The sequence below is a fragment of the Kitasatospora sp. NPDC048239 genome (assembly GCF_043202015.1).
GTDB lineage: Bacteria > Actinomycetota > Actinomycetes > Streptomycetales > Streptomycetaceae > Kitasatospora.
This window is the reverse complement of record NZ_JBICZP010000001.1, coordinates 216045-243016: the sequence shown is the minus strand read 5'-3', so window position 1 is coordinate 243016 and position 26972 is coordinate 216045. Positions and strand designations below refer to the sequence as shown.

Sequence of the window (26972 nt, the reverse complement as noted above, 5' to 3'; positions counted from 1 at the left end):
CGCGGACTTGAATCACTAGGCAGCCCCCTGGATGGGAATTGGCACTTCGCCACGCATCTGCTCGTCAAACCAGGGGAGAATTTCAGCCGAGTCCGCGAGCGCCTCAAGCTCCCTAACATCATCCCGGAGGCGCGAGTAATAATCACTTCCCCCTTTGGTCTTCTTGAACCACATCGCCGGCGGCACCTTCCGTCCCTTTGATGCATAGTACGGCGCAATAATGGCATCCGTGTCGGTCAGTATGAGCAGGCAAGGATGGAACAACTGATGGCCGATCACCGTGTAGGGGCGATCGCCACCTCGAGGGGACAGGCCATCAAGCTTGCGAATGACGCCTATTTGCCTATTTATGAGGGCATCCGCGTTCATCTCTTCCTTCCGGGCCTGAATAACCGAGAAGTCGGACGCAGGGCTCGGCATGAAGATCGTTGTCGATTTTTCTTGATCGCCAAATCGGGAGCGGAATGACTCCCTATGCATCTCAACCCAGCTGGCACCTGCATTCATGAGCAGAGTCAAACTTGCAGCTTCGCGTATCAGCTTCCCCTCCGCCCTCATGCACTCGTCATTCCTGTCGTTCGTAAATACCTGAACCAGCCCCAGGTCACGAGCATTTGAAACCGCATTCGATTGAAACTCCAGGGATCGAATCTCGGTGAGCATCATGTTGCCAAGCTGCTCAATATACTGCGCATAGTCTCTTCTGCTCAACAGATAGTCGGCCAAGGTGAACAGGAGGGCTGCGGTTAAGGAGGCGGCGATGGAGTTGAGAACCGCATTCCAGCCAACGCTACCCCTTTCGGCGAATGCGATGAAATATAGAATGGTTGCGACGAGGGCCACACCGCACCCGAGGGCAACGTTCCCTTTACTTGCAGCCTTGCTCAGTGCCGGACTGTCCGCATGCGAGCGTTGATTGGCCACAACTGCCCCCTCTCCTAGGGCTCGATCGATGCCGGCTGATCATCCCTTGATTCTTGAGTACATTGTCTACGATCCTCTGCGGCAGCGTCAGATGCAACCATTCCCCCTTGCGCGACGCCGGCCATCCCAGCACCACGGATTCGCCACTGCCTGAATTCAATTGCTGACTATGGGTGTGCCGACGCAGTACCGCCCGGGCCCTCCTCCGCAGATGCAGGAGGAGACCCGTGACGACCAGCGCTCTGCCGTACTGATCTGCGGCGCAACATCCTCGACCTGCTTCACCGGCACGGCTGCACGCTCAAGGAGCCAAGGAGCCAAGGAGCCAAGGGGCCAAGGCGGCCCGTCCTGGCGGGCCCAGTGCTTCCCTGCGCCCGGGGCATCCAGCACACCAGCGGCGCAGCCCGACTGAGACCCCGGAAACGACCGAGGGCCAGTTCGTGAGGATCACTCCTCCGAACTGGCCCTTCTCATCTGTGGGCGCGGACGGTTTCGAACCGCCGACATCTGCTTTGTAAGAGCAGCGCTCTACCACTGAGCTACGCGCCCCCTGTCGCGGCCTGGTGGGGGCACGACGACTGCCTAGAGTACCTGGTCCGGCGGGTGGTGTGGCGCAGGTGGTCGGGGAGTGGGACGGGGTGGGGTGGGTGGGGGTGCCGGTCGGGTGGGGTGATCGGGAAGAATGGGGGTGGATCAAACGGTCGGAGCAGGGAGCGCGCAGTGAGGGTGGCCGGCGGGATCGGGCGGGGGCGGCGGTGGCCGGGGGGTGCAGTGGCCGAGGCGCTGGTGCTGCCGCTGGTGGTCGCGGGGGCGCTGGGGGCCGCGGGGGCGGCGGCGTTCGGCGGTGCCGGCGGTGGGCGTGGCGGGGGCTGGTGGGGCAGGCGCGGCGGCGAGGGCATGCGGGCGGACGCCAAGGCGGCCCGGGACGCGGCGCAGCAGGCGTTCTACGAGCTGGACTCCGCGCAGCGGGAGGTACAGCTGGCGGTGGAGACGGTGCGGGCCGCCGAGGACGGCGCGGCGGCGCGGCGGGCGCTGGCGGACTTCCAGGCGATCTCCGGCCGGGTCGACCAGGTGACGGTGAACTATCTGGCCGCGCTGGACGCGCACGACCTGGACGCCGAGGAGCTGGAGTCCGGTGCGGCGGCGCGGGCCCGGCACCAGCTGGAGGACGTGAAGGGGCAGCTCGGGGCGGCGCAGGCGGAGTTGGGCGACTTCCTCCGGCGGTTGCAGCCGACGCTGGACCACGCGGAGTCGCAGCTGATGCGGGTGACGCCCGCGGTGGAGCAGGCGAAGCGTGCGCTGCTGGCGGCGACGAACGCGCTGGACGCGGTGCGCGGGGCCGGGCTGCGGGCGGACGACCTGGCGGCGCGGCTGGCGGAGCTGGCCCCGGAGCTGGGGCGGCTGAACGAGGGCGCGGCCAAGCACGGGGTGGCGGGCACGCTGCAGCGGGCGGAGAACGTGAGGGAGCGCGCCCAGGCGATCGCCGCGGATGCGGAGCAACTGCCGGAGCGGGCACGGGAGATCGACCGGCGGGTGGCGAGTCTGCGGACCCGGATCCAGGCGCTGGAGACCAAGGCGGGCACGGTGGAGCCGGCGCTGAGCGAGCTGCGTCGCCGGTTCAGCACGGCGTGCTGGCAGGACCTCCAGCGGGTGCCGGACCAGGTGGCGGAGACCGGGCGCGCGGCCGAGCAGAAGCTGGCCGAGGCGGCGCGGGCGCGCGATGAGCAGCGCTGGGCGGACGCGACCGGCGCGATCGGTACGGTGCGCGCCCTGCTGGACACGGCGGACGGCTCGGTGGTCGCGGTGAACGAGCGGTTGCGGCAGCTGAACGAGGTGCAGCACGACCCGAACCGGGAGATCGAGCGGACCCGTTTCGCCCTGCGGGACGCCCAGCGGCTCGCGATGGCCGGACGGCAGGCGCCGGACCCTCGGCACGCCGGTCCGCTGGACGCGGCGGTGGGACGGCTGGACCGGGCGGTGGCGGAGCTGGAGGCGGCCGGGCGGCACCCCGACTACTGGCACTTCCTGACCGAGCTGGCCGAGGTGCGGGAGACGGCGGCGCGGGTGGTGGGGCTGATCCGGGGGGACCTCGGCAGCCACCACTGAACCGTGACCCGCCGTGCCCGGCCCGATCGCACCCGAGCACGCACACCCAAGCACGCCCGAGCACGGCCCGCGCCCACAACCGTGCGCGGCCGGCCACCGCGCTGGGTACGCTGCGGGGTATGCCACGCTACGACTTCCGCTGCCGCTCCTGCGGAGCCACCTTTGAACTCCGCCGCCAGATGGCGCAGGCCAACGACCCGGCGGTGTGCCCGCAGGGGCACGAGGACACCGTGAAGCTGCTGTCGGCCGTCGCCGTCACCGGCGCCGCCTCCGGAGGCGGCGCCCCGCAGCAGGCCCCGTCCGGCGGGGGCTGCTGCGGAGGCGGCTGCTGCGGCTGAGCCGCGACCGGCCCGGGGTCCTCCACTCAACAACCCCAGGCCCCAGCCCCAACCCCTACCCCAGCTCGGCCGCTACCGGCACTCCCGCCCGCACCCGGTCCAGGAAGCGGCGGACGATCTCCTCCCCGGCCGCCACCCCCACCTGGTCGAGGGCGGTGACGCCGGGGGCGGTCCAGCCGCCGTCGGCGAGTTCGCCGTGCCCGGGCCGCCAGCCGGCGTCCGCGGCGAGCAGCAGGTCCGCGTCGAGCAGCGAGTCGCCGGCGGCCAGCACGGTACAGCCGCCGACCCGCCGTTCGACCTCGGCCAGGGCGGCGCTCTTGCTCAGCGGCGCCGGCACGGCGTACACCTTGCGGCCCTGGAGCGAGACCGTCCAGCCGCGCTCGGCACACCAGCCGGTGAGCTCGTCGAGCCAGCCGGCCGGCAGCTCGGCGCGCTCGACGACCAGGTAGGCGAAGAGGTCGTCGGCGACCCGGCGCTTGTGGGTCCACTCCGGGTCGGCGCACAGGGCCAGGTGCTCGACCACCTCGGTCAGCGGCACGGAGGCGGTGGCCAGCCGGCCGCGCACCTCGGTGCGCCAGTCCTCGTCCGGGACGCCGTCCACGATGAGCTGCCCGCCGTTGCTGCAGATCGCGTACGACGGTACCCAGCCGGGCGTCGGGCCGGGCAGGTTGACGCGCTCGTACTGCGTCCTGGTCCGGGTGGTGGCGGGGACGAGGACGGCCTCGCGGGCGAGCTCGACCAGCAGGGCGGCGGCCTGCTCGGTCATGAACGAGAGCGCCTTGCCGTCGTGCACCTCGACCGAGAGCAGCCGCGGGGCGAGCCGGTCGGGCACGTCCAGCGCGAGTGCGCGGTTGGAGTAGATCAGGGTGCGGTCGAGGTCGCTCGCGACCAGGAAACCATTCATCGGGCTCAGGACTCCTTCACCAGGACGGCTGTGCCGGAGGCACCGGTCGCTCCCCGACTGTAGCGGGGGTGGATCAGGCCGACGCAGGAGTACGGCAGGTCGTCCACCTCCTCGACGGGGACGCCGCGCTGGGCGGCGAGCAGGCGGACGTGGTCGAGGTCGGCTCCGGTGCCGCGGCGGGCCAGGACCTTCCACGGGACGCGGCGCAGCATGACCCGGGTGGTCTCGCCGACGCCGGGCTTGACCAGGTTGACGTCGTCGATGCCGTACTCGGCGCTGATCCGCTCGACGGCGGCCCAGCCGGCCCAGTCGGGGGTGCGGTCGGCGGCGGCGGCCAGTTCGGCGGCGGCCTGCGCCTCGTCCCGGACCTGGGCGAAGTGGTCGGCGACGGTGTCCAGGAAGGCGCCGGAGACGTCCCCGCCGGCCAGGTCGGTGTAGTGCTTGGCACCGTGGAAGTCGTCCGGGCCGATCAGGTCGGCCCGCAGCACGGTGCGCGAGACCAGGCCGGAGACGGTGGAGTTGAGGCAGGCGGAGGGGATCAGGAAGTCGTCCCGGGTGCCGTAGGTGCGCACGCAGCGGCCGGGGTCGGCGAGGACGGCCAGCTCCGGGTTGAACGCCGATCCGGCGAGGGCGGCGGCGAGTTCGCGGGTGATGGCGCCCTTGCCGGTCCAGCCGTCGACGAAGACCACGTCGGGGGCGTGGTGGTGGGCGTCCAGGTAGCGCACCGCGACGGGGTCGATGCCCCGGCCCCGGATGATCGAGACGGCGTAGTGCGGGGTGTCCAGCCCGTGCGCGAAGGCGAGCCAGCGGCGGATCAGGACGCCGACGGGCGTACCGGCCCGCGCCAGCGAGGCGAGCACCACGCCGGGGCCGCGCTCGCGCAGCAGGGTCTCGGCGACGGTGCCGACGGCGAGCGCGATCCGGCGGGCGGAGACCCGCAGGGCCTGGTGGAACAGCTCCTGGTACTCGGGGCTGGGCTGGTACTCGACCGGCAGGGACTCGGCGTAGTGGGCGCCGCCGCTCTGGACGGCCTCCTCGCGCTCCTCGGTGGGGGCCTCCAGCGGGACGTCGGAGAGGTCCTTGAGCAGCCAGGCCACCTCCTCGGGGCGGTAGGAGGAGAACGCCGGCCCGTACAGCGGCGACGGCAGACCGGCAGCCGAGCCAGCAGCCGAACCGGCAACCGGACCACCCGGCGCCACGGCAGTCAGGCCGGCAGCTGGGCCGGCAGCCGGGCCGGCAGGCCGGTGCGAGGGCAGCACCGCGAGCACCACCCGGTCGGTGACCTGCCGCAGCTGGGTCAGCAGGGCCCGCTCCCCCTCGTGCAGGGCGGGCGTGTCCGCGGCGTCGTCGACCACCAGCACGACGGCGTCGAAGCGGCGGGCCGGGTCGGCGCCGGGGGCCACGTTGTAGGCGAAGCGCTCGCGCGAGGCCTGGTCCTGCGGGTCGTCGTGCGCCGGGAAGGAGAGCCGGGTGCGGATGGCGTAGCCGGGGTCGTCCACCGCGAGGACGGGCGAGCGGGTGGTGGTGGAGTAGCGGACCCGCTCCTCGCCGAGCCGGTCGGCCAGTGCCCCGGCCAGGCGCAGCGGCGCGTACATCAGCTCCTCGAAGCCGAGGACCAGGATCCGCTCCTCCCCGCCGGCCAGCTGCCCTGCGACCTGCTCGGCCAGGTCGGGGAGGGCGGAGTCCAGCGCGGCCCGGTGCGCGGTGGTGAACCCGTGCCGCCCGCCGTCCGGCAGTCCGGTCGGCCAGGCCAGCTCCACCCGCGCCAGCGGGGCGGGCGCGGCGGCGGGCGGCTCGGGGGCCGGCCCGGCCTCGGCGATCAGCCGCTGCGCCCGGGCCAGGATGTCCGCGGGCAGCTTGACGCCGCCTGCGGCGGTGGCCACCAGGTCGACCCGGGTGCCGAGTTCGGCGGCGAGGTCGACCAGGCGGGTGCGGTCCCGCTCGTCGCGCAGGTCGACCAGGGCGACGACCACGTAGTGGCCGCGCGGGTGGCGGGCGTGCAGGGCGCGGATGGTGTTGAGGACGGTGTTGCCGGTCGAGAACTCGTCGTCCACCAGCACCAACGGGCCGTCCCCGGTGAGGAGTTCGACCAGGCGCGGGTGGGCGGGCAGCAGCAGGTGGGAGGTGGCGTGCGAGTGCTCCTCCTCGAAGCCCCCGAGCGGGGCGACGCCCGCCACCGGGCGGCGGGTGGAGTGCAGGCAGGGGGCGTCCAGGCCGTCGGCGACGCTGTGGCCGAGGCCGGTGGCGGTCTCCGCGTACCCGAGTACCACGGCGCGTGCGGCCGCCTCCTCACCGAGCAGTTCGCGCACCCGGCGGCCGAGCTCCAGTCCGGCGCCGTGGACCACGGACGGGCGCTGCGGGACGTGCTTGCCGAGCACGTTGGAGACCAGCAGGTGGGCCCGCTTCGGGTTCTCCCGCAGGGCCAGGCCGACCAGTTCGGGGAGCCGGTCGGAGCCGGTCAGACCGACGCCGGCCCGCTCGGCCACCCAGCGGCCGGTCCACTCTTGCTGTGCTGTCACTGCTGGTCCAACTTTCGGTGGTGCGATGCGGTGCAATGCGGTCCATACGAAGCGGTGCGGTGCGGTCCAGGCGATGCGGTGAAGGGGCCCCCGGCCCCTCACCCGCAGAGGCAGGCCGAGAGCAGCTCCGCGAAGCTGACGTCCTCCCGGGCCACCCCGAACACCTCGGCGCGCAGCATCACCCGCTCCGCCCAGGCCCGGTGCGGCTTGGCCTCGTTCATCTTGTTGGTGTACGCCGAACGGAGCACCCCTCCCCCGCCGCGCTCCTGGTCGAGGATGTCGCGCGCGTCGCTGTACTCCTCGTGCGTGACCACCGAGAGGGCGTGCACGGCGGGGACGTGGCTGGGGTGGATGCAGGTCTTGCCGAGCAGTCCGTTGGCGCGGTCGAGCTCTATCTCGCGGATCAGCCCGTCCAGGTCGTGCTCGATGATCCGCTGGCGGACGGCCTCCCCGGACGGCTCCGCCTCGGCGAACGGGGTGCGGCGCAGCTGCGGCTTGAACATCCGCTCCTGGACGGGGAAGTATTCCCAGACCGGCCCGGTGATGGTGTACCCGGTGCCGTCGGCCCGGCCGAGCACGTTGACCACGTCCCCGATCACGGCCGCGACCAGGGCGACGTCGTACGCGGTGAGGTCGGGCGAGCGGCGCAGGCCGTACGCGGAGCAGAGGTCGGTGACGCCGAGGCGGACGGCGAGGACCCGCTCGCGGTACTTGTCGAGCAGCCGGGAGACGCCGAACAGCTGCTCGCGCCTGGTCTCCAGGTGGGCCAGTTCGGGGGACTCCAGGACGGGCATGGCGAACAGCCGCCGACCGGTGGCGGCCTCGGCGGCGGCCAGCGCCTCCAGGAACCCGCCGCCGCTCTCCTCGGTGAACTTCGGCAGGACGAAGCCGGTGAGCAGGCCGATCGCCGGGCCGAGCCGGGCGGTGAGATCGGTGATCTGGGAGGCCGCACGAACCCTTATGAAGAGAAGGGGCAGATCATGTGTGCAATCGATGGAGATATCGCCACCGGAAAGGCCTCCTGCGACCTCCTCGTGAAGCTCTCCGAGCTGTGCGACCAGATTGGCCTCGGCGGCGGGCACCTCGTGGTCGGCGATCGCGTCCTCCAGGCAGAGCACCATGGAGACGACGCCCCGGGCGGCCTGCTTGCGGATGTCGACCGCCAGGGTGGCCCGGGTCGCGGGGCTGTAGAGGGTCGCTCCGAGTGCCGTGGAGAGGACCGCCGCCCCGCTCTCCGCGGAGAACGCCCGCGGCTGTTCGAGGAAGAGCCGGCCGCGTACGTCGTCGGCGAGGTGGCCGAAATGGCGCATGGTGCTCTCCTCTGGGGGTGCGGCCGCCGGGCGGCGGGGGTGCGGGTACGCAGGCCCGGTACGGGGTATGCGGGTACGGAGCGTCATCACTCCCGGGCTCGCACATCACAAGGACTAACCGGTCCACGGGGCGGGTGGTTCCCGGGTGCGCGCTGCTCCTCCACCCCCCGACAAACCCCCCGGGCCCTCTCGCCGCCCATCGTACGGACGACACCTGGTCGAACGCGGTTCCGAAACATCGAATTCTCGGAAGGTTACCGTCCGCTTCACAAAGCGCAAGCGTTGGCAAAGTCCCCCACCGTTCCACCACCTTCGGTCACGTTGTCCGAAGGGGTGGCGAACAGGCAGGATGGTCGGCTATGACGCACGTGATGGCCAAGGGCGCCAACATCGCACTGCCGGTGGCGGCGGTCCGCGCCGTGCTGCGCTGGAGCGCGACGCCCGGCGCGCCGGACGTGGACGCGTCCGCGCTACTGCTCGGCACGGACGGCAGGGTCCGCTCCGATACCGACTTCGTCTTCTACAACCAGCCGCGGCACCCCTCCGGCCTGGTGCGCCACCTGCCCAAGCAGCAAACGGCCGGCGGGGCCGAGATCGCCGACACCGTGGAGGTGGAGCTCGGCAAGCTGCCCGCCGAGGTCGACCGGGTGGTGCTGGCCGGCTCCTCCGAGGGCGGCTCGTTCCGCGCCGTGACGGGCCTGCGGGTCCTGCTCTACGACGCCGCCGGCGGCGAGGGCGGGCCGGCCATCGCCGAGTTCGCCATGCTGGAGGCCGACGAGGTCACCGCCCTGGTCGCGGGTGAGCTCTACCGTCGCGCCGGCGCCTGGAAGTTCCGGGCGGTCGGCCAGGGCTACGCCTCCGGGCTGATCGGCCTGGCCACCGACTTCGGCATCACCGTCGAGGACTCCGCCGAGGGCGGGCAGACCTCCGACGCGGCCCTCCAGCCCGCCCCGCAGGCCACCCAGGCCGTGGACCCGCGCGCCGCCGCCATGCCGGACCCGCGCCCGGCCCAGCGCCCCGAGCCCGGGACCTTCACCCTGGCACCCGCCGTCCCGCTGCCGCCCACGGCCGCGCCGGCCGTCGCACCGGTGGCCGCCGTACCCACCAGCACTCCCCCGCCCCCGCCGGCACCGCCGACCGTGCCGCCGGCCATCCCGCCCGCACCCCAGGCGCCGCCGGCCCAGCAGCCGGGGTACGGGTACCCCCCGCGGCAGCCGCAGAACCAGCCCCAGCAGGCGGGCGGCTACGGCTACCCTCCGCAGGCCCAGCACCCCGGCTACCCGCAGGCCCAGTCGCAGCAGCAGCCGTACCAGCAGTCGGCCGCCGGGTACGGCTACCCGCCGCAGGCGCCGCAGCAGTCCGGGTACGGCTACCCGCCGCCGAACACCGCCCAGCAGCAGGCCCAGGCCCAACAGCCCCAGGCCCCGCAGCCGCCCCAGCAGCAGCCGGTCCAGGCCGCCCAGGGCGCGACCGGCACCGAGGAGTTCGCGCTGCCCCCGCAGGGCCCGCAGTTCCAGCCCCGCTAGGACCAGCCGCAGACCGCCGCGGACCGCCGCGGACCGCAAGGAACCCCCCGCCCCAGGGCCGGGGCCAACCCCGACGCGGCTAGTCCGACCCTCCCCCCGGCCCGCCCTTGTAGCCGCGCTGCCACTGCATCCCGAAGCCGTACAGCCGGTCGATGTCCGCCTGGAAGCCGTTGACGTACCGCACCTCGCGGCGCACCGTCAGCTGGTTGTCCCCGTCGTTCTCGATCAGCACCACCGCGCAGGACCGCGCGGCCGCGGCCCGCTCCTCCAGCTTGATCTCGATCCGCGGACCGGTCTGCGGCACGATCGTCACCACCGCGTTGGCCTGCTCGAAGGCGGGCGTGCCGTCGTAGATGTAGACGAAGATCAGCAGCCGCTTGAACTGGTCCTTCTTCTCCAGGTTGACGTACATCGTCTCGCCGGAGGGCGCCCCGTACTGGTCGTCGCCGCTGAGCTTGACGTACGGCGCGCGCTGCAGATCGCCGAAGAAGCCGCCGAGCGGCTGCACCACCCCCCGGGTGCCGTCGGCCAGTTCGTACATGCAGGCCAGGTCGAGGTCCACGTTGACCTGCGCGCTCTGGTAGGAGTCCGGCTCCATCGGGCTCAGGATCCGCGGGCTGAACCAGCGCTTGAGCGTCTCCCGCGCGGTCGGCCCGGGAGCCGAGACGCGGGCGGTCCAGTGCAGGTTGACGTACAGGAAGCCGGTGGTGGCCGCGGCCCCGGTGATGGCGTAGTGCGGGGCCGACTTGGTGAGCGTGATCTTGTGCTGACCGCCGGGGTCGAGGGTGTTCCGCTCCCCGCGCAGGTACTCCCAAATCGAGGCCATCCAGTCCTCCCCCGCGGCCGCCGGTCGGTCCGACGGTCCGCCGCTCCATGATCGGGCATCAGGCCACCCGCCGGGTACCCAACTTCCCTACCCATCCAGGTGGACGGGACACCGACCGGCCCCCGCGGACGCCCACCGAAGCCACCATCTGAGCCACCGGCTGAGCCACCGCGAAACGACCACCCAAGCCACCACCGAAGCCGATACCAGAACCGGCACCGAAGCCGCCACCAAAGTGCCCGCCCGAGCCGTCGGCGGGTCGATTGGCGGGCCCGAGCCCCGCTCCCGTACGATGCCGCCCCTTCGGACGCGATATCGTCTAGCCGCACAGGTGTCCCGTCCGCCCTGCCCGGGCGCGGTGGGCGCGCCCGGCGGCAACGACGCACCGTCAGGCTCGCTCCCTGCCCTGCGACCTGACCGCCTGTCTCGCACTGTGACCTGTCCCCTGCGGAAACCCGAGGCCCGACCCGCAATGAACCTGACCTCCATACAGCTGGTCTGGACCGTCATCGGCGGCGCAGCCCTGCTGTTCACCGCCATCCTGGTGGCGACCCTGCGCTTCAAGAACACCAAGGCCGAGGAGTCGGGCGACTCCTGGGAGCGCAGCGAGGAGCGCCGCCGGCGCAAGGAGATGATCTACGGGATCTCCTCCTACGTCCTGCTGTTCTGCTGCGCCGGCGTCGCGGCCGCACTGTCGTTCCACGGCCTGGTGGGCTTCGGCAAGGAGAACCTGGGCCTGTCCAACGGCTGGGAGTACCTCGTCCCGTTCGGCCTGGACGGCGCGGCGATGTTCTGCTCGGTGCTCGCCGTGCGCGAGGCCAGCCACGGTGACGCGGCGCTCGGTTCGCGCCTGCTGGTCTGGGTCTTCGCGGTCGCCTCGGCCTGGTTCAACTGGGTGCACGCCCCGCGCGGCCTGTCCCACGACGGCGCCCCCGAGTTCTTCTCCGGCATGTCCATCTCGGCGGCGATCCTGTTCGACCGCGCGCTGAAGCAGACCCGCAAGGCCGCCCTGCGCGAGCAGGGCCTGGTGCCGCGCCCGCTGCCGCAGATCCGCATCGTCCGCTGGCTGCGCGCCCCGCGCGAGACCTACGCGGCCTGGTCGCTGATGCTGCTGGAGAACGTCCGCAGCCTGGACGAGGCGGTCGAGGAGGTGCGCGAGGAGCGCCAGGCCAAGGAGGCCGCGAAGCTGCGGGCCCGCAGTGCCGACCGCCGCGAGCGCGCCGAGCTCAAGGCCATCTCCCGCCAGGGCGGCGTGCTCGCCCGCGCCCGCGGCGGCCGCCAGGTGCCCGCTCTCACCGCTGCCGGAGACGGCCCGAACGCTACGGAGCCTGCCCTAGCCGCCGAGGCCGATACCGCCTCCGCGAACTCCCAGGCCCCCGAGCTGGAGGCCGCCGCCTCGCTGAGCGCACTGGAGGCCGGCCGCCGCCCGCGCGCCGCCGTCGGCTCCTCCTCCGGCAGCTCCACCGGCAGCGGCTCCTCGGAGTCCTCCTACAGCAGCTCCTCCTACAGCAGCACCTACGGCAGCTCGTACCGCAGCTCGACGATCGACCTGACGGCCGACGACGACACGCTGTCGATGCCGAAGCTGGACTCGCTGGAGCGCAAGCTGCGCGCCATCGAGCAGCAGCTCGGCTAACCACCGGAGCGCAAGCGCCCCGATACACGTGAACGGCCGCCCCCGGGGATCCGGGGGCGGCCGTTCACGTGTGTTCGCCGGCGGGGCGGGCGGAAACTACTCGCCCGCGCTCACCAGTTCCTTCTCCTCGCCGTCCCCGCCCCCGGCGGTCTCACGGCGGTTGCGGAGGATCGAGGACCCCAGGGCCAGGCCGATGAAGGCGACCCCGATCAGGCCGGTGACCATCTCCGGGATGTGGTACTTGATGCCGACCAGCAGGATCACCGAGAGCGCGCCGATCGCGTAGTGCGCGCCGTGCTCCAGGTAGACGTAGTCGTCCAGGGTGCCCTTGCGGACCAGGAAGACGGTCAGCGAGCGGATGTACATGGCGCCGATGCCGAGGCCCAGCGTGATCATGAAGATGTCACTGGTGATGGCGAACGCGCCGACCACGCCGTCGAAGGAGAACGACGCGTCCAGGACCTCCAGGTAGAGGAAGAGGAAGAACGCGGCCTTCCCGCCGACCTGGACGATCGACTTGCCGCTCTTCTCGGCCTTCTCCTCCTCCTCGGCCTCCTCCTCCAGCCCGGCCTCGAAGATCGAGGACAGGCCGTTCACGGCGAGGTAGGTGACCAGGCCGAGGATGCCGGAGAGCAGCACGGTCTCGGCGTGCCCGTCGGCGAAGAAGTTGGCGGCCAGGCAGAGCGAGACCAGCGCGACCACCGAGGAGAAGGCCTCCAGCTTGCCGACCTTCTCCAGCGGGCGCTCGATCCAGGCCAGCCAGTTGTAGTCCTTCTCCTCGAAGATGAAGTCGAGGAAGATCATCAGCAGGAACACGCCGCCGAAGGCCGCGATGGCCGGGTTGGCCGCCTCCAGGTACTGGGCGTACGTGGAGCCGTTGTACGTGTTGTCGGAGTTGAGCGCGAGGTCGATGACCGTCGCCGGGCTGAGGTGCGCGGTGAGGCCGACGACCAGCAGCGGGAAGATCAGGCGCATACCGAAGACGGCGATCAGCACGCCGACGGTGAGGAAGATCTTCTGCCAGTACGGGTTCATCCGCTTCAACACCGTGGCGTTGACCACCGCGTTGTCGAACGAGAGGGAGATCTCCAGGACGGAGAGGATCAGCACGATGCCGAATCCCTCGGCTCCCCAGAGCAGGCCGGCTGCGATCAGGCCGATGACGGTGATCGCGAATGACCAGCCGAATGTGCGGAGGAACACGGGACTTGGTTACCTTTCAGGTTCAGGGCGTGCCGCGGGTGCGGCGTCGTTGCGAGTGTTCTCGCGAGGTTCTCGCGGAGTTCTCACGGCGTCGTAGCGGCGGCGTCCTGAGACGCCCTGACCGGGCCCGGCCCGGTCAGGTCACCCCCGCACTGCCCACTGCTCAATATGTGTGACGTCCGGGCCTTTACTGTACGTTTACGCCGAAATCGAGGGCAATGCCCCGCAGGCCGGAGGCGTAGCCCTGGCCCACCGCGCGGAACTTCCACTCCCCCGCGTAGCGGTACAGCTCGCCGAAGATCATGGCGGTCTCGCTGGAGGCGTCCTCGGTCAGGTCGTAGCGGGCGATCTCCTGCCCGTCCACCGAGTTGACCACCCGGATGTAGGCGTTGCGCACCTGGCCGAAGTTCTGCAGCCGCGTCTCGGCGTCGTAGATCGACACCGCGAAGACCACCTTGTCCACCTGGGCCGGCACGAGGTCCAGGTTGACCAGGACGACCTCGTCGTCGCCGTCGCCGTCGCCGGTGAGGTTGTCGCCCTGGTGCTCGACCGAGCCCTCGGGGCTCGTGAGGTTGTTGTAGAAGACGAAGTACTCGTCACCGAGCACCCGGCCTCCCCCGCAGAGCAGGGCGCTCGCGTCGAGGTCGAACGGCGCACCCGTGGTCGAGCGGGCGTCCCAGCCGAGGCCGATCTGCACCTGCGTCAGATTCGGCGCGGCCTTGGTGAGCGAGACGTTTCCGCCCTTGGCGAGCGTGACACTCATGGCTGTCCTTCCTCCCTTGCGTCCCGGAGCGCATCTCAGGTGTATGCCCCCGTGGCCCCGTCCGGCCTCTTCCGACCGGCTGAACTTCCTGAACTCCTATCCTCCCAGTGCGTCGGACCCGCGCCGCACCCGGGCAGCACGAAGCCGGGGCGGCCGCCGACGCATCGCGTCCGCGGCCGCCCCGGCCCGGGTGGTGTCCCGTCAGGCCGCCACGGGCCCGTACCCGAGGATCAGACGTTGACGCCGAAGTCCTGGGCGATGCCGCGCAGGCCGGAGGCGTAGCCCTGGCCGATGGCACGGAACTTCCACTCGGCGCCGTTGCGGTAGAGCTCGCCGAAGACCATGGCCGTCTCGGTGGAGGCGTCCTCGGAGAGGTCGTAGCGGGCCAGCTCCTTGTTGTCCGCCTGGTTCACCACGCGGATGAACGCGTTGCGGACCTGGCCGAAGTTCTGCGTCCGGTTCTCGGCGTCGTAGATCGACACCGGGAAGACGATCTTGGCGACGTCGGCCGGGACGCCGGCCAGGTTGACCTTGATCTGCTCGTCGTCGCCCTCGCCCTCACCGGTGAGGTTGTCGCCGGTGTGCTCGACCGAGCCGTCCGGGCTCGTCAGGTTGTTGAAGAAGACGAAGTTGCCGTCCGCGCCGACGCGGCCCTGGTCGTTGCAGAGCAGGGCGCTGGCGTCCAGGTCGAAATCCGTGCCGGTGGTGGTGCGAACGTCCCAGCCAAGGCCGACGATCACGGCGGTCAGGCCGGGGGCCTCCTTGGTGAGGGAGACATTGCCGCCCTTGCTCAGGCTGACACCCACTGGTCCTCCAAGAATCGGGAGGCACGCCCTGGTGCCCCCGTGGTGCGGTCCGAGGCGCCGGCCGGCGATTGCCGCCGAGCCTCTGACCAGCCAACGGACCGATCGTAGTGCCGGGTTCCCGTCCTGGGCAGGGAACGGGCCCGGCGTGCCTGTTCGAATCTCCGTGATCGATTCCCGGCACCGCCGGGCCCAGGGGCCCCACAGGCCCTCCCGGGCCTCTCCCGTGCCCGCCCGCGCCGCCCCGAGGGGCCGTACGCGGGCTGCACGGGGCCTCAGAGCGCGCCGAGGACCTTCAGGTACTCCTGCTCGTCCCGGGCGTCCGGCAGGTCGTTGACCACGCTCCAGCGGACCGTGCCGGCCTTGTCGATCACGAAGGTGCCGCGCACCGCGCAGCCCTTCTCCTCGTTGAAGACGCCGTAGGCCCGGGAGACCTCGCCGTGCGGCCAGAAGTCGGAGAGCAGCGGGTAGTCCAGGCCCTCCTGGTCGGCGAAGACCCGCTGGGTGAACGGCGAGTCGTTGGAGATGCCGAGCACCTGCACCTCGTCGTTCTGCAGCTGCGGCAGCTCCTTCTGGATCGCGCAGACCTCGCCGGTGCAGACACCCGTGAAGGAGAACGGGTAGAAGACCAGGACGACGTTCTTGCTGCCCTGGAAGTCGGAGAGCCTGACCAGCTCGCCGTGCTGGTTCTTCAGCTCGAAGTCCGGAGCCTGGGTGCCGACCTCGATGGCCATGAGTGGGACCTTTCTGACGCGACAGTGCCGCGCGACGGGCGCGGCGAGCGTCATCCTCGCATTCGTCGGGGCCGATTCGGCCGGATGGGTGAGGCCGGGGGGCTCGGACCCCCCGCTTTCGCCCTCGGCGAACGCCGCCCTGGTCAGCGAGTCCAAACGGGAACGGAAAGCGGCCGGGCCCCGCTGGAGGTTCGTCCAGCGGGGCCCGGCCGGGGCTTTCACAGGGTGCTCAGCGCTTGCCCGCCTTCGCGGCCTTGGTGGCCAGACGAGTGGCGGCCCAGTCCTTGGCGACGGCGATCGAGCTGGTCTGCGAGAGACCGGCGGTCTTGGCCGCGTCCGCGATGTCGGAGGCCTCGATATGGCCGTCCCGACCCGTCTTGGGCGTCAGCAGCCAGATCAGGCCGCCCTCCGCCAGGTACTCCAGGGCGTCGACGAGGGCGTCGGTGAGATCCCCGTCGTCGTCGCGGTGCCACAGCAGGACGGCGTCGGCGACGTCGTCGTAGTCCTCGTCGACGAGATCCGTCCCGGTGAGCTCCTCGATGCCCTCGCGGAGTTCCTGGTCAGTGTCTTCGTCGTACCCCAGCTCCTGGATGATCTGGTCCTTCTCGAAACCGAGACGGTGCGCCGGGTTGGACTTGTCCGCGGGGTCCGCGGTCGCGCTCACGGGAATAACCTCCAGTATTCGGCCCGGCATCCATGCCGAGGCTGTGGCCGTAGTCCACACGGGCGCGGCGGTTCGCGCAAGTACCCGACCCCCGATCCCCCCCAAAGGTTGACGTGCCACAGAGGGACACGCCGGTCGATGTGTCGCGAATCACACCGATTTGCCCTTCTCTGCGTAAGACAAGGATGCTTCGGGTGGTCCCGGCCCACAGGGCGTACGTGTGCCCGAGATGCGAACGGCATTCGGGTCCGCGCGTGCGCGGGCGTAGAGTCTCCTGTTGGCCCTCACCCCGACCGCCCGCCATCGGACGGTCGGGCAACCAGGTCGGACCACCTCTGTTCGTAACACCCGGGGGTGCGCGGTACAGGCGACGGCGCCTGAACCGCTCACCGCCAGACCGTACCGCCCACCAGGCGGAATGGTTACCGATCGGTAGAGATGACGGATCTCCGAGCGCGGTAGCACGATGGAGGCGGCGCGACACACCTCAGTTTCGACCGACAGTGAAGGAACAGCGTGGCTTCCGGATCCGATCGCAACCCGATCATCATTGGCGGCCTTCCGAGTCAGGTCCCGGACTTCGATCCCGAGGAGACCGCGGAATGGCTGGAGTCGCTTGACGCGGCCATCGACGAGCGGGGGCGCGAGCGCGCCCGCTACCTGATGCTCCGCCTGATCGAGCGCGCCCGCGAGAAGCGCGTCGCCGTGCCCGAGATGCGCAGCACGGACTACGTCAACACCATCGCGACCAAGGACGAGCCCTTCTTCCCCGGCAACGAGGAGATCGAGCGCAAGGTCCTCAACGCGACCCGCTGGAACGCGGCCGTCATGGTCTCCCGGGCCCAGCGGCCCGGCATCGGCGTGGGCGGCCACATCGCCACCTTCGCCTCCTCCGCGTCGCTGTACGACGTGGGCTTCAACTACTTCTTCCGCGGCAAGGACGCCGAGGGCGAGTCCGGCGACCAGATCTTCTTCCAGGGCCACGCCTCCCCCGGCATCTACGCCCGCGCCTTCCTCCTGGACCGACTGTCCGAGCAGCAGCTCGACGCCTTCCGCCAGGAGAAGTCGAAGGCCCCGTACGGCCTCTCCAGCTACCCGCACCCGCGGCTGATGCCGGACTTCTGGGAGTTCCCGACCGTCTCGATGGGCCTCGGCCCGCTCGGCGCGATCTACCAGGCCCGGATGAACCGCTACCTGGAGCACCGGGGCATCAAGGACACCTCCGACTCGCACGTCTACGCCTTCCTCGGCGACGGCGAGATGGACGAGCCCGAGTCGCTGGGCCAGCTGTCGCTGGCCGCCCGTGAGGGCCTGGACAACCTGACCTTCGTGGTCAACTGCAACCTGCAGCGCCTGGACGGCCCGGTCCGCGGCAACGGCAAGATCATCCAGGAGCTGGAGTCCCAGTTCCGGGGCGCCGGCTGGAACGTGATCAAGCTGGTCTGGGACCGCAGCTGGGACCCGCTGCTCGCGCAGGACCGCGACGGCGTCCTGGTGAACAAGCTGAACACCACGGTGGACGGCCAGTTCCAGACCTACGCGACCGAGACCGGCGCGTACATCCGCGAGAACTTCTTCGGCGGCGACCTGCGGCTGCGCAAGATGGTCGAGTCGATGACCGACCAGCAGATCCAGCACCTGGGCCGCGGCGGCCACGACCACGCCAAGGTCTACGCGGCGTTCAAGGCGGCCCGCGAGCACCAGGGCCAGCCGACGGTCATCCTCGCCCAGACGGTCAAGGGCTGGACGCTGGGCCCCAACTTCGAGGGCCGCAACGCGACGCACCAGATGAAGAAGCTGACGGTCGAGGACCTGAAGCGCTTCCGCGACCGCCTGCACCTGCCGATCACGGACAAGCAGCTGGAGGAGGGCTACCCGCCCTACTACCACCCGGGCCGTGACTCGGAGGAGATCCAGTACATGCACGACCGCCGCAAGGAGCTGGGCGGCTACGTGCCGACCCGCAAGGTGCGGCCGCGCAAGCTGGAGCTCCCGGGCGACGACGCGTACAAGGCGGTCAAGAAGGGCTCCGGCAACCAGACCATCGCCACCACCATGGCGTTCGTCCGGGTGCTCAAGGACCTGATGCGCGACAAGGGCATCGGCAACCGCTTCGTGCCGATCGCGCCCGACGAGTACCGCACCTTCGGCATGGACTCGCTCTTCCCGTCGGCGAAGATCTACAACCCGCTCGGCCAGACCTACGAGTCGGTCGACCGCGATCTGCTGCTCGCCTACAAGGAGTCGCCGAGCGGCCAGATGCTGCACGACGGCATCTCCGAGGCCGGCTGCACCGCCTCGCTGATCGCCGCCGGGTCGTCCTACGCGACCCACGGCGAGCCGCTGATCCCGGTGTACGTCTTCTACTCGATGTTCGGGTTCCAGCGCACCGGCGACCAGTTCTGGCAGATGGCCGACCAGCTGGCGCGCGGCTTCGTGATCGGCGCCACCGCCGGCCGCACCACCCTGACGGGTGAGGGCCTGCAGCACGCCGACGGCCACTCGCACCTGCTGGCCTCGACCAACCCGGGCGTCGTCGCGTACGACCCCGCGTACGGCTTCGAGATCGCGCACATCGTCCAGGACGGTCTGCGGCGGATGTACGGCTCCAGCGCCGAGCACCCGCACGGCGAGGACGTGTTCTACTACATGACCGTCTACAACGAGCCGATCAAGATGCCGGCCGAGCCGGAGAACGTCGACGTCGAGGGCATCCTCAAGGGTCTGCACCGGTACGCCCCGGCGACCGCCGGCCAGATCCCGGCCCAGATCCTCGCCTCCGGCGTGGCGGTGCCGTGGGCCCTGGAGGCCCAGCGCATCCTCGCCGAGCAGTGGAACGTCAAGGCCGACGTCTGGTCCGCGACCTCCTGGAACGAGCTGCGCCGCGACGCGGTGGAGGCCGAGGAGTTCAACCTGCTGCACCCGGAGGAGCCGCAGCGCGTCCCCTTCGTGACGCAGAAGCTCCAGGGCGCCGAGGGCCCGTTCGTCGCCGTGTCCGACTGGATGCGCGCCGTGCCGGACCAGATCTCGCGCTGGGTGCCGGGCCAGTACCAGTCCCTGGGCGCCGACGGCTTCGGCTTCGCCGACACCCGTGGCGCGGCCCGCCGCTTCTTCCACATCGACGCGCAGTCGGTCGTCCTTGGCGTGCTCACCGAGCTCGCCAAGCAGGGCAAGATCGACCGCAGCGCGCTGAAGGAGGCGATCGACCGCTACCAGCTGCTGGACGTGGCGGCGGCCGACCCGGGCGCCGCCGGCGGCGACGCCTGACCGGTCCGACTGGTACCGAAGGGCCCGGCCTCCGTCACGGAGGCCGGGCCCTTCGGGGTTCCGCGGTCCGGTTCGCCCGGCCACGGGCGTTCAGGGCTCGTCCGGGCCCGGGCCCGGACAGCAGGCGGCCCCGGACTCCCTGAGTGGAGCCGGGGCCGCCCGGGCGGTGCGCGGTGCTCAGATGTGCACGGCCGGGCCGGCGTCCGTGCTGCCCCGGCGGGTGAGCAGGCCGAGCAGCGCGGCGCCGAAGGCCACCACGGCGGCCACCGCGAAGGCGAGCGACATGCCGCTGACGAAGGAGTCGTGGACGGCGCCGGCCATCGCGTCCACCGCCTGCTGCGGGGTGCCGGCCGGGGCGGGCGGGGCGATGCCCAGCTGGGCGGCCTGGTTGAGGCCCTCGACCTGGGAGGCCTCGACCGGCGGCAGCCCGGCCCCGGCCCAGTTGCCGGGCAGCACGTCGGTGACCTTGGCGGCCATCAGCGCGCCCAGAACGGCGGTGCCCAGGCTGCCGCCGACCTGCATCGCGGCCTGCTGCAGGCCGCCCGCCACACCGGACAGCTCCAGCGGGGCGTTGCCGACGATCACCTCGGTGGCGCCGACCATGACCGGGCTGATGCCCAGGCCCATCAGCACGAACCAGAGCGACATCACGCCGCCGCCGGAGCCCGCGTCCAGGGTGGACATCCCGAACATCGCCACCGTGGTGATCAGCATGCCCGCCACGATCGGGATCCGCGGGCCCAGCCTGCCGATCGCCAGGCCGGCCACCGGCGAGCCGACGATCATCATTCCGGTCATCGGCAGCAGGTGGACACCGGCCGAGACCGGCGAAAGCCCGTGGACGTTCTGCAGGTAGAAGGTCACGAAGAAGATCGCGCCGAAGAACGAGAAGGCCATCAGCACCATCAGCAGGGTGCCCGCCGACAGCGGCACCGAGCGGAACAGGCCGAGCGGGATCAGCGGCTCGCGGGCCACCCGCTGCCAGAACGCGAAGGCCGTCATCAGGATCACCGCGCCGCCCAGGAAGAGCAGCGTGTTGACGTCGGCCCAGCCCCACTCGGGGGCCTTGATGATGCCGAAGACCAGGGCGAACATCGCCGCCGAGAGCAGCGCGATGCCGGGCAGGTCGAAGGACCTGGCGGCGTTCTCGGCCCGGACGTCCCTGAGGATCCAAAGTCCGAGGAGCAGCGCGATCAGGCCGACCGGGATGTTGATGAAGAACACCGACTCCCAGCTGACGTGCTCGACCAGCAGGCCGCCGACGATCGGGCCGGCCGCGGTGGAGGCGCCGATCACCCCGCCCCAGATGCCGATCGCCATGTTGAGCCGCTCGGCCGGGAACGCCCCGCGCAGCAGGCCGAGCGCGGCCGGCTGGAGCAGCGCGCCGAACAGGCCCTGGAGCACCCGGAAGGCGATGACCGTCTGGATGTTCCCGGCGAAGCCGATCGCGGCCGAGGTGGCGGCGAAGCCGACGGCGCCGACCAGGAAGGTGTTCTTGTGCCCGAACCGGTCACCGATCTTGCCGGCGGTGATCAGGAAGACCGCGAGGGCCAGCAGGTAGCCGCTGGTCACCCACTGGATCTCGGACGGCGCGGCCTTCAGGTCGGCCTGGATGACCGGGTTGGCGATCGCGACGATGGTGCCGTCGAGGGCGACCATCATCACGCCGACCGCGACGGTCAGCAGGGTCAGCCAGGGGTGCCCCTGGAGGCGGCCCCCGGCGGTTGGCTCATCGCGCCGCGGCGGCTGGCCCGCCTTGGCGCTCTTGACGACGGACTGGCTCATCCGGGGCCCTCCGGGGGCGTGGCAGAGATCGGAAGTGGACGTGGCGCCCACTGCCCACCCGTCCCCACGAGTCATCGGCCCGGCGGGCGCCACTTCCGGCAGATTATGTCAGCCACTGACATTCGGCAAGAACTGACTTCTGGCCCTGTCTGACATTTGTCAGAACGCTACAGTTGTGCTCCGACACCCCGCCCGCAGCACCCTCCGGAAGGCCCCCGCCATGGCCGCGCAGCCCGCTCCCCCCGCCGCCGCAGAGGCCTCCGGACACTCCGCCGCCCAGCCGCCCGGCCTGCGCGAACGCAAGAAGCAGCGCACCAGGGACGCCCTGATCGAGGCCGCCCACCAGCTGTTCATCGGCCAGGGCTTCGCCCGGACGACCGTGGACGAGATCGCCGCCGCCGTCGACGTCTCGCAGCGCACCTTCTTCCGCTACTTCGCCAACAAGGACGAGGTCGCCCTCGCCGTGCTGGCCGACGCCGAGGACTACTTCATCGAGCGGCTGCGCCGGCGCCCCGCCGAGGAGAACCCGCTGCGGGCCCTGCGCGCCGCGATCGTCGAGTCCTGGCGCGACCTCGCCTCCGACCACCCGAGCGGGAGCGGCTCGATCACCAGCGCGCTGGAGCTGATGCAGATCATCGAGAACACCCCGCCGCTGCTCGCCACCCACCTGCGCCGCGTCACCGAGCAGGAGCGGGTGGTGGCCCGGGTGATCGCCGACCGCGAGGGGCTGGACCCGGCCGAGGACCTGCGCCCCGCCGTCCTGGCCGCCGTCTTCGGCGCCGTCCTGCGCTCCGCCCACCTCTCCTGGACGCCCGACCGCGCGGAGTCCGGCCCCGAGGGCATGATCGAGCTGATCGAACGCCACTTCGACCAGCTCGGCCCCGCCCTGGCCGGCGACTGGCGCCGCTGAGCGGCCCGCGCCGGGGCCCCGGGCGCCGCCGGGTCATACCGGGGTACTACGGCCGATCCCCCTCCCCGGTCCGACGCCCGGGCGGCCCGGCGCACCTAGGCTGACCGGATGATCGATCCGCCCACCGGGCCGGCCCGGGGCGGCCGACTCCCCGCCCTGCTCGCCCTGTTCGCCCCGCTCACCAGCCCGTCCGCCGACCGCACCCCGCTGCTGGCCCACGCCTCCCGCCGCTGGGTCCGCTACCTGCCGTACGCGCTCGCGCTGTGCGCGTTCTGCTCGCTGCTGCCGAGCACGATCAGCGTCCTCACCCGCGACTACGGGCTGGACGCCGGGCTCGCCGCCCCCCTCGCCCTCGCGCAGACCGCGCCACTGCTGTTCGCGTCGAGCCTTCCGCTGCCCGCCTGGTGGGCGACCGGCGGCGCCGGCGCCCTGGCCGCCCTGCTGATCCTCACCACCGGCGGCGAGTCCTCCGCCAGCTGGCCCTGGCCCGCCCCCCTCATCGTCGGCTACCTGATGCTGATGGTGCCGCTCGCGCTCCGCGAGCCCCGGCGCACCCTCATCGCGGTCTGGCTGGCCACCGCCGCCGGCAGCCTCACCCTGTCGGCGATCGGCCTCGGCAGCCGGGAGGGCGGCGACAACAGCGTGCTGGCGATCGCGCTGACCGGCGCCGTCCTGGTGCTCGGCGGGGCCTTGCGGGAGCGGGCCGAGGCCCAGCGGCTGCTCACCGAGCAGGAGCACATCAGCGAGGCCGAGCGCGAGCGGCGCACCCTGCTGGAGGAGCGCGCCCGGATCGCCCGGGAGCTGCACGACGTGGTCGCCCACCACATGTCGGTGATCGCCGTCCAGGCCGCCAGCGCGCCCTACCGGATCACCGGCGTCCCACCGGAGGCCGCCGAGGAGTTCACCGCCATCGCCGGGACGGCCCGCGAGTCGCTGACCGAGATGCGGCGGCTGCTGGGCGTGCTGCGCAGCGAGGAGTCCGCCGCCGAGACGGCCCCGCAGCCCGGCATCGGCCAACTCGCCCAGCTGGTCGAGACGGTCGGCCGGGCCGGGGTCCCGGCCGAGCTGACCATGCCGCCGGGGATCGACGGCGCGCTGGCACCGGCCGTCGACCTCTCCGTCTACCGGATCGTCCAGGAGGCGCTGGCCAACGTCGTCCGGCACGCACCCGGCGCGCCCGCCCGGGTCTCGCTCGCCGTCGACGGCCCGGTCCTGCTGGTCACCGTGGTGAACGGCGCCCCGCCCGAGCGCCGCGCGTCGCTGGAGGACTCCGCCGAGGGCACCGGCCACGGCCTGGTCGGAATGCGGGAACGCGTACGCCTGCTGGATGGCAGTCTGGACACCGGCCCGCTGCCCGACGGCGGCTTCAAGGTGGCCGCCGCCCTGCCGCTCGACACCCCTGTGGAGACAACGCCATGACCATCCGCGTGATCATCGTCGACGACCAGGCGATGGTCAGGGCCGGCTTCGGGGCCCTGCTGGGCGTCCAGAGCGACATCGACGTGGTGGGCGACGCCGCGGACGGTGCACAAGCCCTGGAGGTCTGCGGCCGCACCCACCCGGACGTGGTCCTGATGGACGTCCGGATGCCCGGCATGGACGGCCTGGAGGCGACCCGCCGGCTGCTCGACCCGGCCGTGCCCGGAGCCCACCGCCCCAAGGTGCTGATGCTGACCACCTTCGACCTGGACGACTACGTGTACGAGGCGCTGCGCGCCGGGGCCAGCGGCTTCCTGTTGAAGGACGCACCGCCGGCCGACCTGATCGCCGCCGTCCGGGTGGTCGCGGCCGGCGAGGCCCTGCTCGCCCCCTCGGTGACCCGCCGGCTGATCGAGGACTTCGCCCGGAGCAGGCCCGCCCGCCGCCGGGACCCTCGGCTGCGGCTCAACGGGCTGACCCCGCGCGAGACCGAGGTCCTGGAGCTGATCGCCCGCGGACTGTCCAACCAGGAGATCGCCACCGGACTCGTCCTCGCCGAACAGACCGTCAAGACCCACATCGGGCGCATCCTCGCCAAGCTCGACCTGCGCGACCGCGCCCAGGCGGTCGTCCTCGCCTACGAGTCCGGCCTGGTGACCCCGGGTCAGTGACGGCCCCCCTCTGATACCCGGGTAGCACCCGGGAGTTGGCCCCGCGGTGTGACGCCCGCGGGGCCGCCGCATTTCTACCTTCCTCTCCGTCGGGACCACACGGACGAGGGAGACAACGGACATGCAGCAGCGCCTGAGGAGGACGGTCGCCGCCGTCGCACTGGCCGTCGCCGCGGTACTGGGCGCCGGCGGCTGGGCGGCCGGCACCCAGCAGGCCGTCACCGGCCCGCCGCCCGGAAGCGCCGCCTGGACGGCCGACACCACCCTGGGCATCCGGCTGCCGGACCCGGCCACCGCCGCCCCCGCCGAGGTGGCCGCCTTCTTCGCCGCCCTGCCGCCCGCCCAGCGGGACGCGCTGGCCGTCCGCCACCCGCTGGTGGTCGGCAACCTGGACGGCGCCCCCGTCCCGCTGCGCTACCGCGCCAACGCGCTGGCCCTCGCCGAGGAGCGCGGTCACCAGCTGGCCCGCGCCGCCGACCCGGCGCTCACCCCCCAGGACCACTCCGCCGCCCGCGAGCGCGCCGAGCGCTACCGCACCCTGCTCGACGGCGGCCGGCAGATCCTCGCCTTCGACCCGCGCGGCCGCGGCCAGGCCGCCGAGGTGTTCGGCGACCTGGCCGCCGCACCCCGCACGGCGGTGGTCGTCCCCGGCTCCGACATCGACCTGATGAGCTTCGACCGGGCCGCCGACCCCTACGGCACCCCGGCCGGGATGGCCCGCGCACTGTACGAGGCCACCGGCCGCGGAACCGCCGTGGTCGCCTGGGCCGGCTACACCACCCCGGTCGGCCTCGGCCCGGACGCCGCCACCGAGGACCTCGCCCGCGCCGGGGCCCGGCGGCTCGACCGGCTGCTCGACGGACTCGCCGTCACCACCCGCCCCGACGCCCCCGCCACGGTGTTCTGCCACAGCTACGGCTCGGTGGTCTGCGGGCTGGCCGCACCCGGGCCCGCGCGGGCCTCCGGCCTGGTGGTGCTCGGCTCCCCCGGGATGGGCGTCGGCTCGGCCGCCGAGCTCGACCCCCGGGTGCCGCTCTGGGCCACCGCGCGCAACGGCTCCGACTGGATCGGCAACGTGCCCCACGTCTCGGTGCTCGGCCTCGGCCACGGCGCCGACCCGACCGGCCCCGGCTTCGGCGCCCGCCCGCTGCCCGCCACCGGCTCGCACGGCCACACCGGCTACTTCGCCCCCGGCACCGCGTCCCTGGCCGCCTTCGCCGCCGTCGCGCTCGGCCGCTGACCCGACCCACCACCCCCGAGGAGCACCGCCATGGCCCACCCCCGCACCGCCCGCCCCCTCACCGCCCGCCCCCTCACCGCGCTGCGCCGCGCCGCCGCCCGGGTCGACGCCCGCACCCCCGAGACCCGCGACCGCGCCCTGGACGGCCTGCGCGCGCTCGCCCTGCTCGCCGTGCCGTTCGGCCACTGGATGCTCGGCGGCCTCACCCGCTCCGCCGACGGCGCCCTGCACAACGCCAGCCCGCTCGCCTCGCTCGGCTTCTTCGCCCCGCTCAGCTGGGTGCTCCAGATGCTCGGGGTCTTCTTCCTGGTCGGCGGCCACTCCTCGGTCCGCTCGCTGGAACGGGCCAGGGCCAGGGGGGAGACCTGGGCGGGCTGGCTGCGCGGCCGGTCGGTGCGACTGCTGCGCCCGGTGCTCGGGGTGGCGGCCGTCTGGGCGGTACTGATCCCGCTGCTGGGCCGGCTGGGCGTCCCCGGCGACACCGTGCGGACCGGCTCGGTGCTGGTGGTGCAGCCGCTCTGGTACATCGCCGTCTACCTGGGGCTGACCGCGCTCACCCCGCTCTGCATGGCGGCCGGCCGCCGGCTGCGCGGCTGGTCGGCGGGCGCCCTGGTGGCCGCCGTCGCACTGGTCGACGCGCTGCGGTACGGGCCGTGGGCCGACGCGGCGCCGTCCTGGGTCGCGCTGCTGAACATCCTGCCGGGCTGGCTGTTCGGCTACCAGCTCGGGGTGCTCTGGGCGCAGGGCCGGCTCGGCCGGCCGGGTGCGCGGCTGCTGCTGTTCGGCGGCGGCGCGCTGTTCGCCGCCCTGCTGCTGGTCTTCCACTACCCGGCCAGCATGGTCGGCGTGCCCGGGGTGCAGCGGACCAACTCGCACCCGCCGTCCCTGCTGGTGCCGGCCCTGGCGGCGGTGCAGTGCGGCGCGGCCGTGCTGCTGCGCGAGCGGCTCGGGCGGCTGCTGAGGCGCCGTCCGCTGCTCTGGCTGCCGGTGGTCGCGGTGAACCTCTCGGCGATGACGATCTTCTGCTGGCACCAGAGCGCCATGCTCGCGGTCGCCGTGCCCGGCGCCGCGACCCTCGGCGCGGTGCCGGGGCTGACCACCGCACCCGACTCGCTCGGCTGGGTGGCCGCCCGGCTGGCGCTGCTTCCGCTGTTCGGCGCCGCGCTGGTCGCGATCGGGTGGTTCACCCGCCGTTTCGACGGGCCGTGGACGTCCGTCTCCCGCACCTGGAAGGCGGTGGCCGGTGCCGGGGCGGCGCTCTTCGCCGCCTACGCGCTGGGGGTGGTGTGACCAGGGCGGGCGCGAGCGCCGGAGCGTGAGGACCGGTGGGGCGCGGGGCCCACGGCCCCCCCCCCCCGGGGGGCCCCCCCCCCCCCCCCCCCCCCGGGGGCGCGCCGGCCCCCCCCCCCCCCCCGCGGTGTGCC

The 26972-nt window shown here is 72.2% G+C and carries 21 protein-coding genes and 1 tRNA gene; 10 read left to right on the top strand and 12 right to left on the bottom strand.

Going from position 1 to position 26972, the window contains the following annotated elements; genetic code table 11:
* Positions 1-15: 15 nt before the first annotated feature.
* Together ACGFZP_RS01060 and ACGFZP_RS01055 are read right to left on the bottom strand one after the other, a co-directional pair.
* Positions 16-924 carry a hypothetical protein gene (locus ACGFZP_RS01060; RefSeq protein WP_392927274.1) on the bottom strand — a complete coding sequence of 303 codons (909 nt, stop codon included), beginning with the start codon at positions 922-924 and terminating at the stop codon, positions 16-18.
* Between the two features lie 477 nt (positions 925-1401).
* Positions 1402-1473 (bottom strand) — tRNA-Val (locus ACGFZP_RS01055).
* Between the two features lie 222 nt (positions 1474-1695).
* Here ACGFZP_RS01055 and ACGFZP_RS01050 point away from each other — a divergent pair.
* Both ACGFZP_RS01050 and ACGFZP_RS01045 read left to right on the top strand, forming a co-directional pair.
* The gene (locus tag ACGFZP_RS01050; protein ID WP_392927273.1) at positions 1696-3030 is read left to right on the top strand and encodes a hypothetical protein; all 1335 of its coding nucleotides are present in this window, start codon (positions 1696-1698) and stop codon (positions 3028-3030) included.
* A gap of 119 nt (positions 3031-3149) precedes the next feature.
* Positions 3150-3368: a zinc ribbon domain-containing protein gene (locus ACGFZP_RS01045; RefSeq protein ID WP_392927272.1), complete on the top strand. Its 219-nt coding sequence runs from the start codon at positions 3150-3152 to the stop codon at positions 3366-3368.
* A gap of 55 nt (positions 3369-3423) precedes the next feature.
* Here ACGFZP_RS01045 and ACGFZP_RS01040 read toward each other — a convergent pair whose 3' ends face one another.
* From ACGFZP_RS01040 to ACGFZP_RS01030, 3 genes are all read right to left on the bottom strand, one after another.
* Entirely contained in the window at positions 3424-4272 is an 849-nt protein-coding gene (locus ACGFZP_RS01040) for an HAD family hydrolase (RefSeq protein WP_392927270.1), read from the bottom strand.
* Positions 4273-4277: 5 nt separating this feature from the next.
* Positions 4278-6791 (bottom strand): phosphoribosyltransferase, encoded by a 2514-nt coding sequence (locus ACGFZP_RS01035; protein ID WP_392927268.1) that lies wholly within the window; start codon positions 6789-6791, stop codon positions 4278-4280.
* Between the two features lie 98 nt (positions 6792-6889).
* Positions 6890-8101 carry an HpcH/HpaI aldolase/citrate lyase family protein gene (locus ACGFZP_RS01030; RefSeq protein ID WP_392927266.1) on the bottom strand — a complete coding sequence of 404 codons (1212 nt, stop codon included), beginning with the start codon at positions 8099-8101 and terminating at the stop codon, positions 6890-6892.
* Positions 8102-8460: 359 nt separating this feature from the next.
* Here ACGFZP_RS01030 and ACGFZP_RS01025 point away from each other — a divergent pair, with 359 nt between their 5' ends.
* Entirely contained in the window at positions 8461-9627 is a 1167-nt protein-coding gene (locus ACGFZP_RS01025; RefSeq protein WP_392927263.1) for a TerD family protein, read from the top strand.
* 79 nt (positions 9628-9706) lie between these two features.
* On the opposite strand, the gene ACGFZP_RS01020 is transcribed toward ACGFZP_RS01025, so the two are convergent.
* Positions 9707-10453: a Tellurium resistance gene (locus tag ACGFZP_RS01020; RefSeq protein ID WP_392927262.1), complete on the bottom strand. Its 747-nt coding sequence runs from the start codon at positions 10451-10453 to the stop codon at positions 9707-9709.
* Positions 10454-10925: 472 nt separating this feature from the next.
* Between ACGFZP_RS01020 and ACGFZP_RS01015 the strand changes: the two genes are divergently transcribed.
* Entirely contained in the window at positions 10926-12089 is a 1164-nt protein-coding gene (locus tag ACGFZP_RS01015; protein WP_392927260.1) for a DUF2637 domain-containing protein, read from the top strand.
* A 96-nt stretch (positions 12090-12185) separates the two neighbouring features.
* Here the strand turns inward: ACGFZP_RS01015 and ACGFZP_RS01010 are convergent, their stop codons facing one another.
* From ACGFZP_RS01010 to ACGFZP_RS00990, 5 genes are all read right to left on the bottom strand, one after another.
* Positions 12186-13292, bottom strand: a complete 1107-nt coding sequence (locus ACGFZP_RS01010) for a DUF475 domain-containing protein (RefSeq protein WP_392927258.1) — start codon at positions 13290-13292, stop codon at positions 12186-12188.
* 187 nt (positions 13293-13479) lie between these two features.
* Entirely contained in the window at positions 13480-14055 is a 576-nt protein-coding gene (locus ACGFZP_RS01005; protein WP_387939956.1) for a TerD family protein, read from the bottom strand.
* 230 nt (positions 14056-14285) lie between these two features.
* A complete protein-coding gene (locus tag ACGFZP_RS01000) occupies positions 14286-14861 on the bottom strand; it encodes a TerD family protein (RefSeq protein WP_387939954.1) in 576 nt (191 codons plus the stop codon).
* Between the two features lie 272 nt (positions 14862-15133).
* A complete protein-coding gene (locus ACGFZP_RS00995) occupies positions 15134-15592 on the bottom strand; it encodes a peroxiredoxin (protein ID WP_392927256.1) in 459 nt (152 codons plus the stop codon).
* A gap of 229 nt (positions 15593-15821) precedes the next feature.
* Positions 15822-16256, bottom strand: a complete 435-nt coding sequence (locus tag ACGFZP_RS00990) for a DUF3052 domain-containing protein (RefSeq protein WP_387939950.1) — start codon at positions 16254-16256, stop codon at positions 15822-15824.
* A gap of 516 nt (positions 16257-16772) precedes the next feature.
* Between ACGFZP_RS00990 and aceE the strand changes: the two genes are divergently transcribed.
* Positions 16773-19523 (top strand): pyruvate dehydrogenase (acetyl-transferring), homodimeric type, encoded by a 2751-nt coding sequence (gene aceE, locus ACGFZP_RS00985; protein ID WP_392927254.1) that lies wholly within the window; start codon positions 16773-16775, stop codon positions 19521-19523.
* Between the two features lie 177 nt (positions 19524-19700).
* Here aceE and ACGFZP_RS00980 read toward each other — a convergent pair whose 3' ends face one another.
* A complete protein-coding gene (locus tag ACGFZP_RS00980; RefSeq protein ID WP_392927252.1) occupies positions 19701-21308 on the bottom strand; it encodes an MFS transporter in 1608 nt (535 codons plus the stop codon).
* Positions 21309-21483: 175 nt separating this feature from the next.
* Between ACGFZP_RS00980 and ACGFZP_RS00975 the strand changes: the two genes are divergently transcribed.
* The 5 genes from ACGFZP_RS00975 (at position 21484) to ACGFZP_RS00955 (ending at position 26838) form a co-directional block, all read left to right on the top strand.
* Positions 21484-22218: a TetR/AcrR family transcriptional regulator gene (locus ACGFZP_RS00975; RefSeq protein ID WP_392927251.1), complete on the top strand. Its 735-nt coding sequence runs from the start codon at positions 21484-21486 to the stop codon at positions 22216-22218.
* Positions 22219-22326: 108 nt separating this feature from the next.
* A complete protein-coding gene (locus ACGFZP_RS00970; RefSeq protein WP_392927250.1) occupies positions 22327-23637 on the top strand; it encodes a sensor histidine kinase in 1311 nt (436 codons plus the stop codon).
* Positions 23634-24308, top strand: coding sequence for a response regulator (locus tag ACGFZP_RS00965; RefSeq protein WP_392927248.1), 675 nt, complete (start codon positions 23634-23636; stop codon positions 24306-24308). Before ACGFZP_RS00970 ends, ACGFZP_RS00965 begins: the two co-directional genes overlap by 4 nt.
* A gap of 121 nt (positions 24309-24429) precedes the next feature.
* A complete protein-coding gene (locus ACGFZP_RS00960) occupies positions 24430-25548 on the top strand; it encodes an alpha/beta hydrolase (protein ID WP_392927246.1) in 1119 nt (372 codons plus the stop codon).
* Positions 25549-25578: 30 nt separating this feature from the next.
* Positions 25579-26838, top strand: a complete 1260-nt coding sequence (locus tag ACGFZP_RS00955) for an acyltransferase (protein ID WP_392927244.1) — start codon at positions 25579-25581, stop codon at positions 26836-26838.
* Positions 26839-26972: the final 134 nt, after the last annotated feature.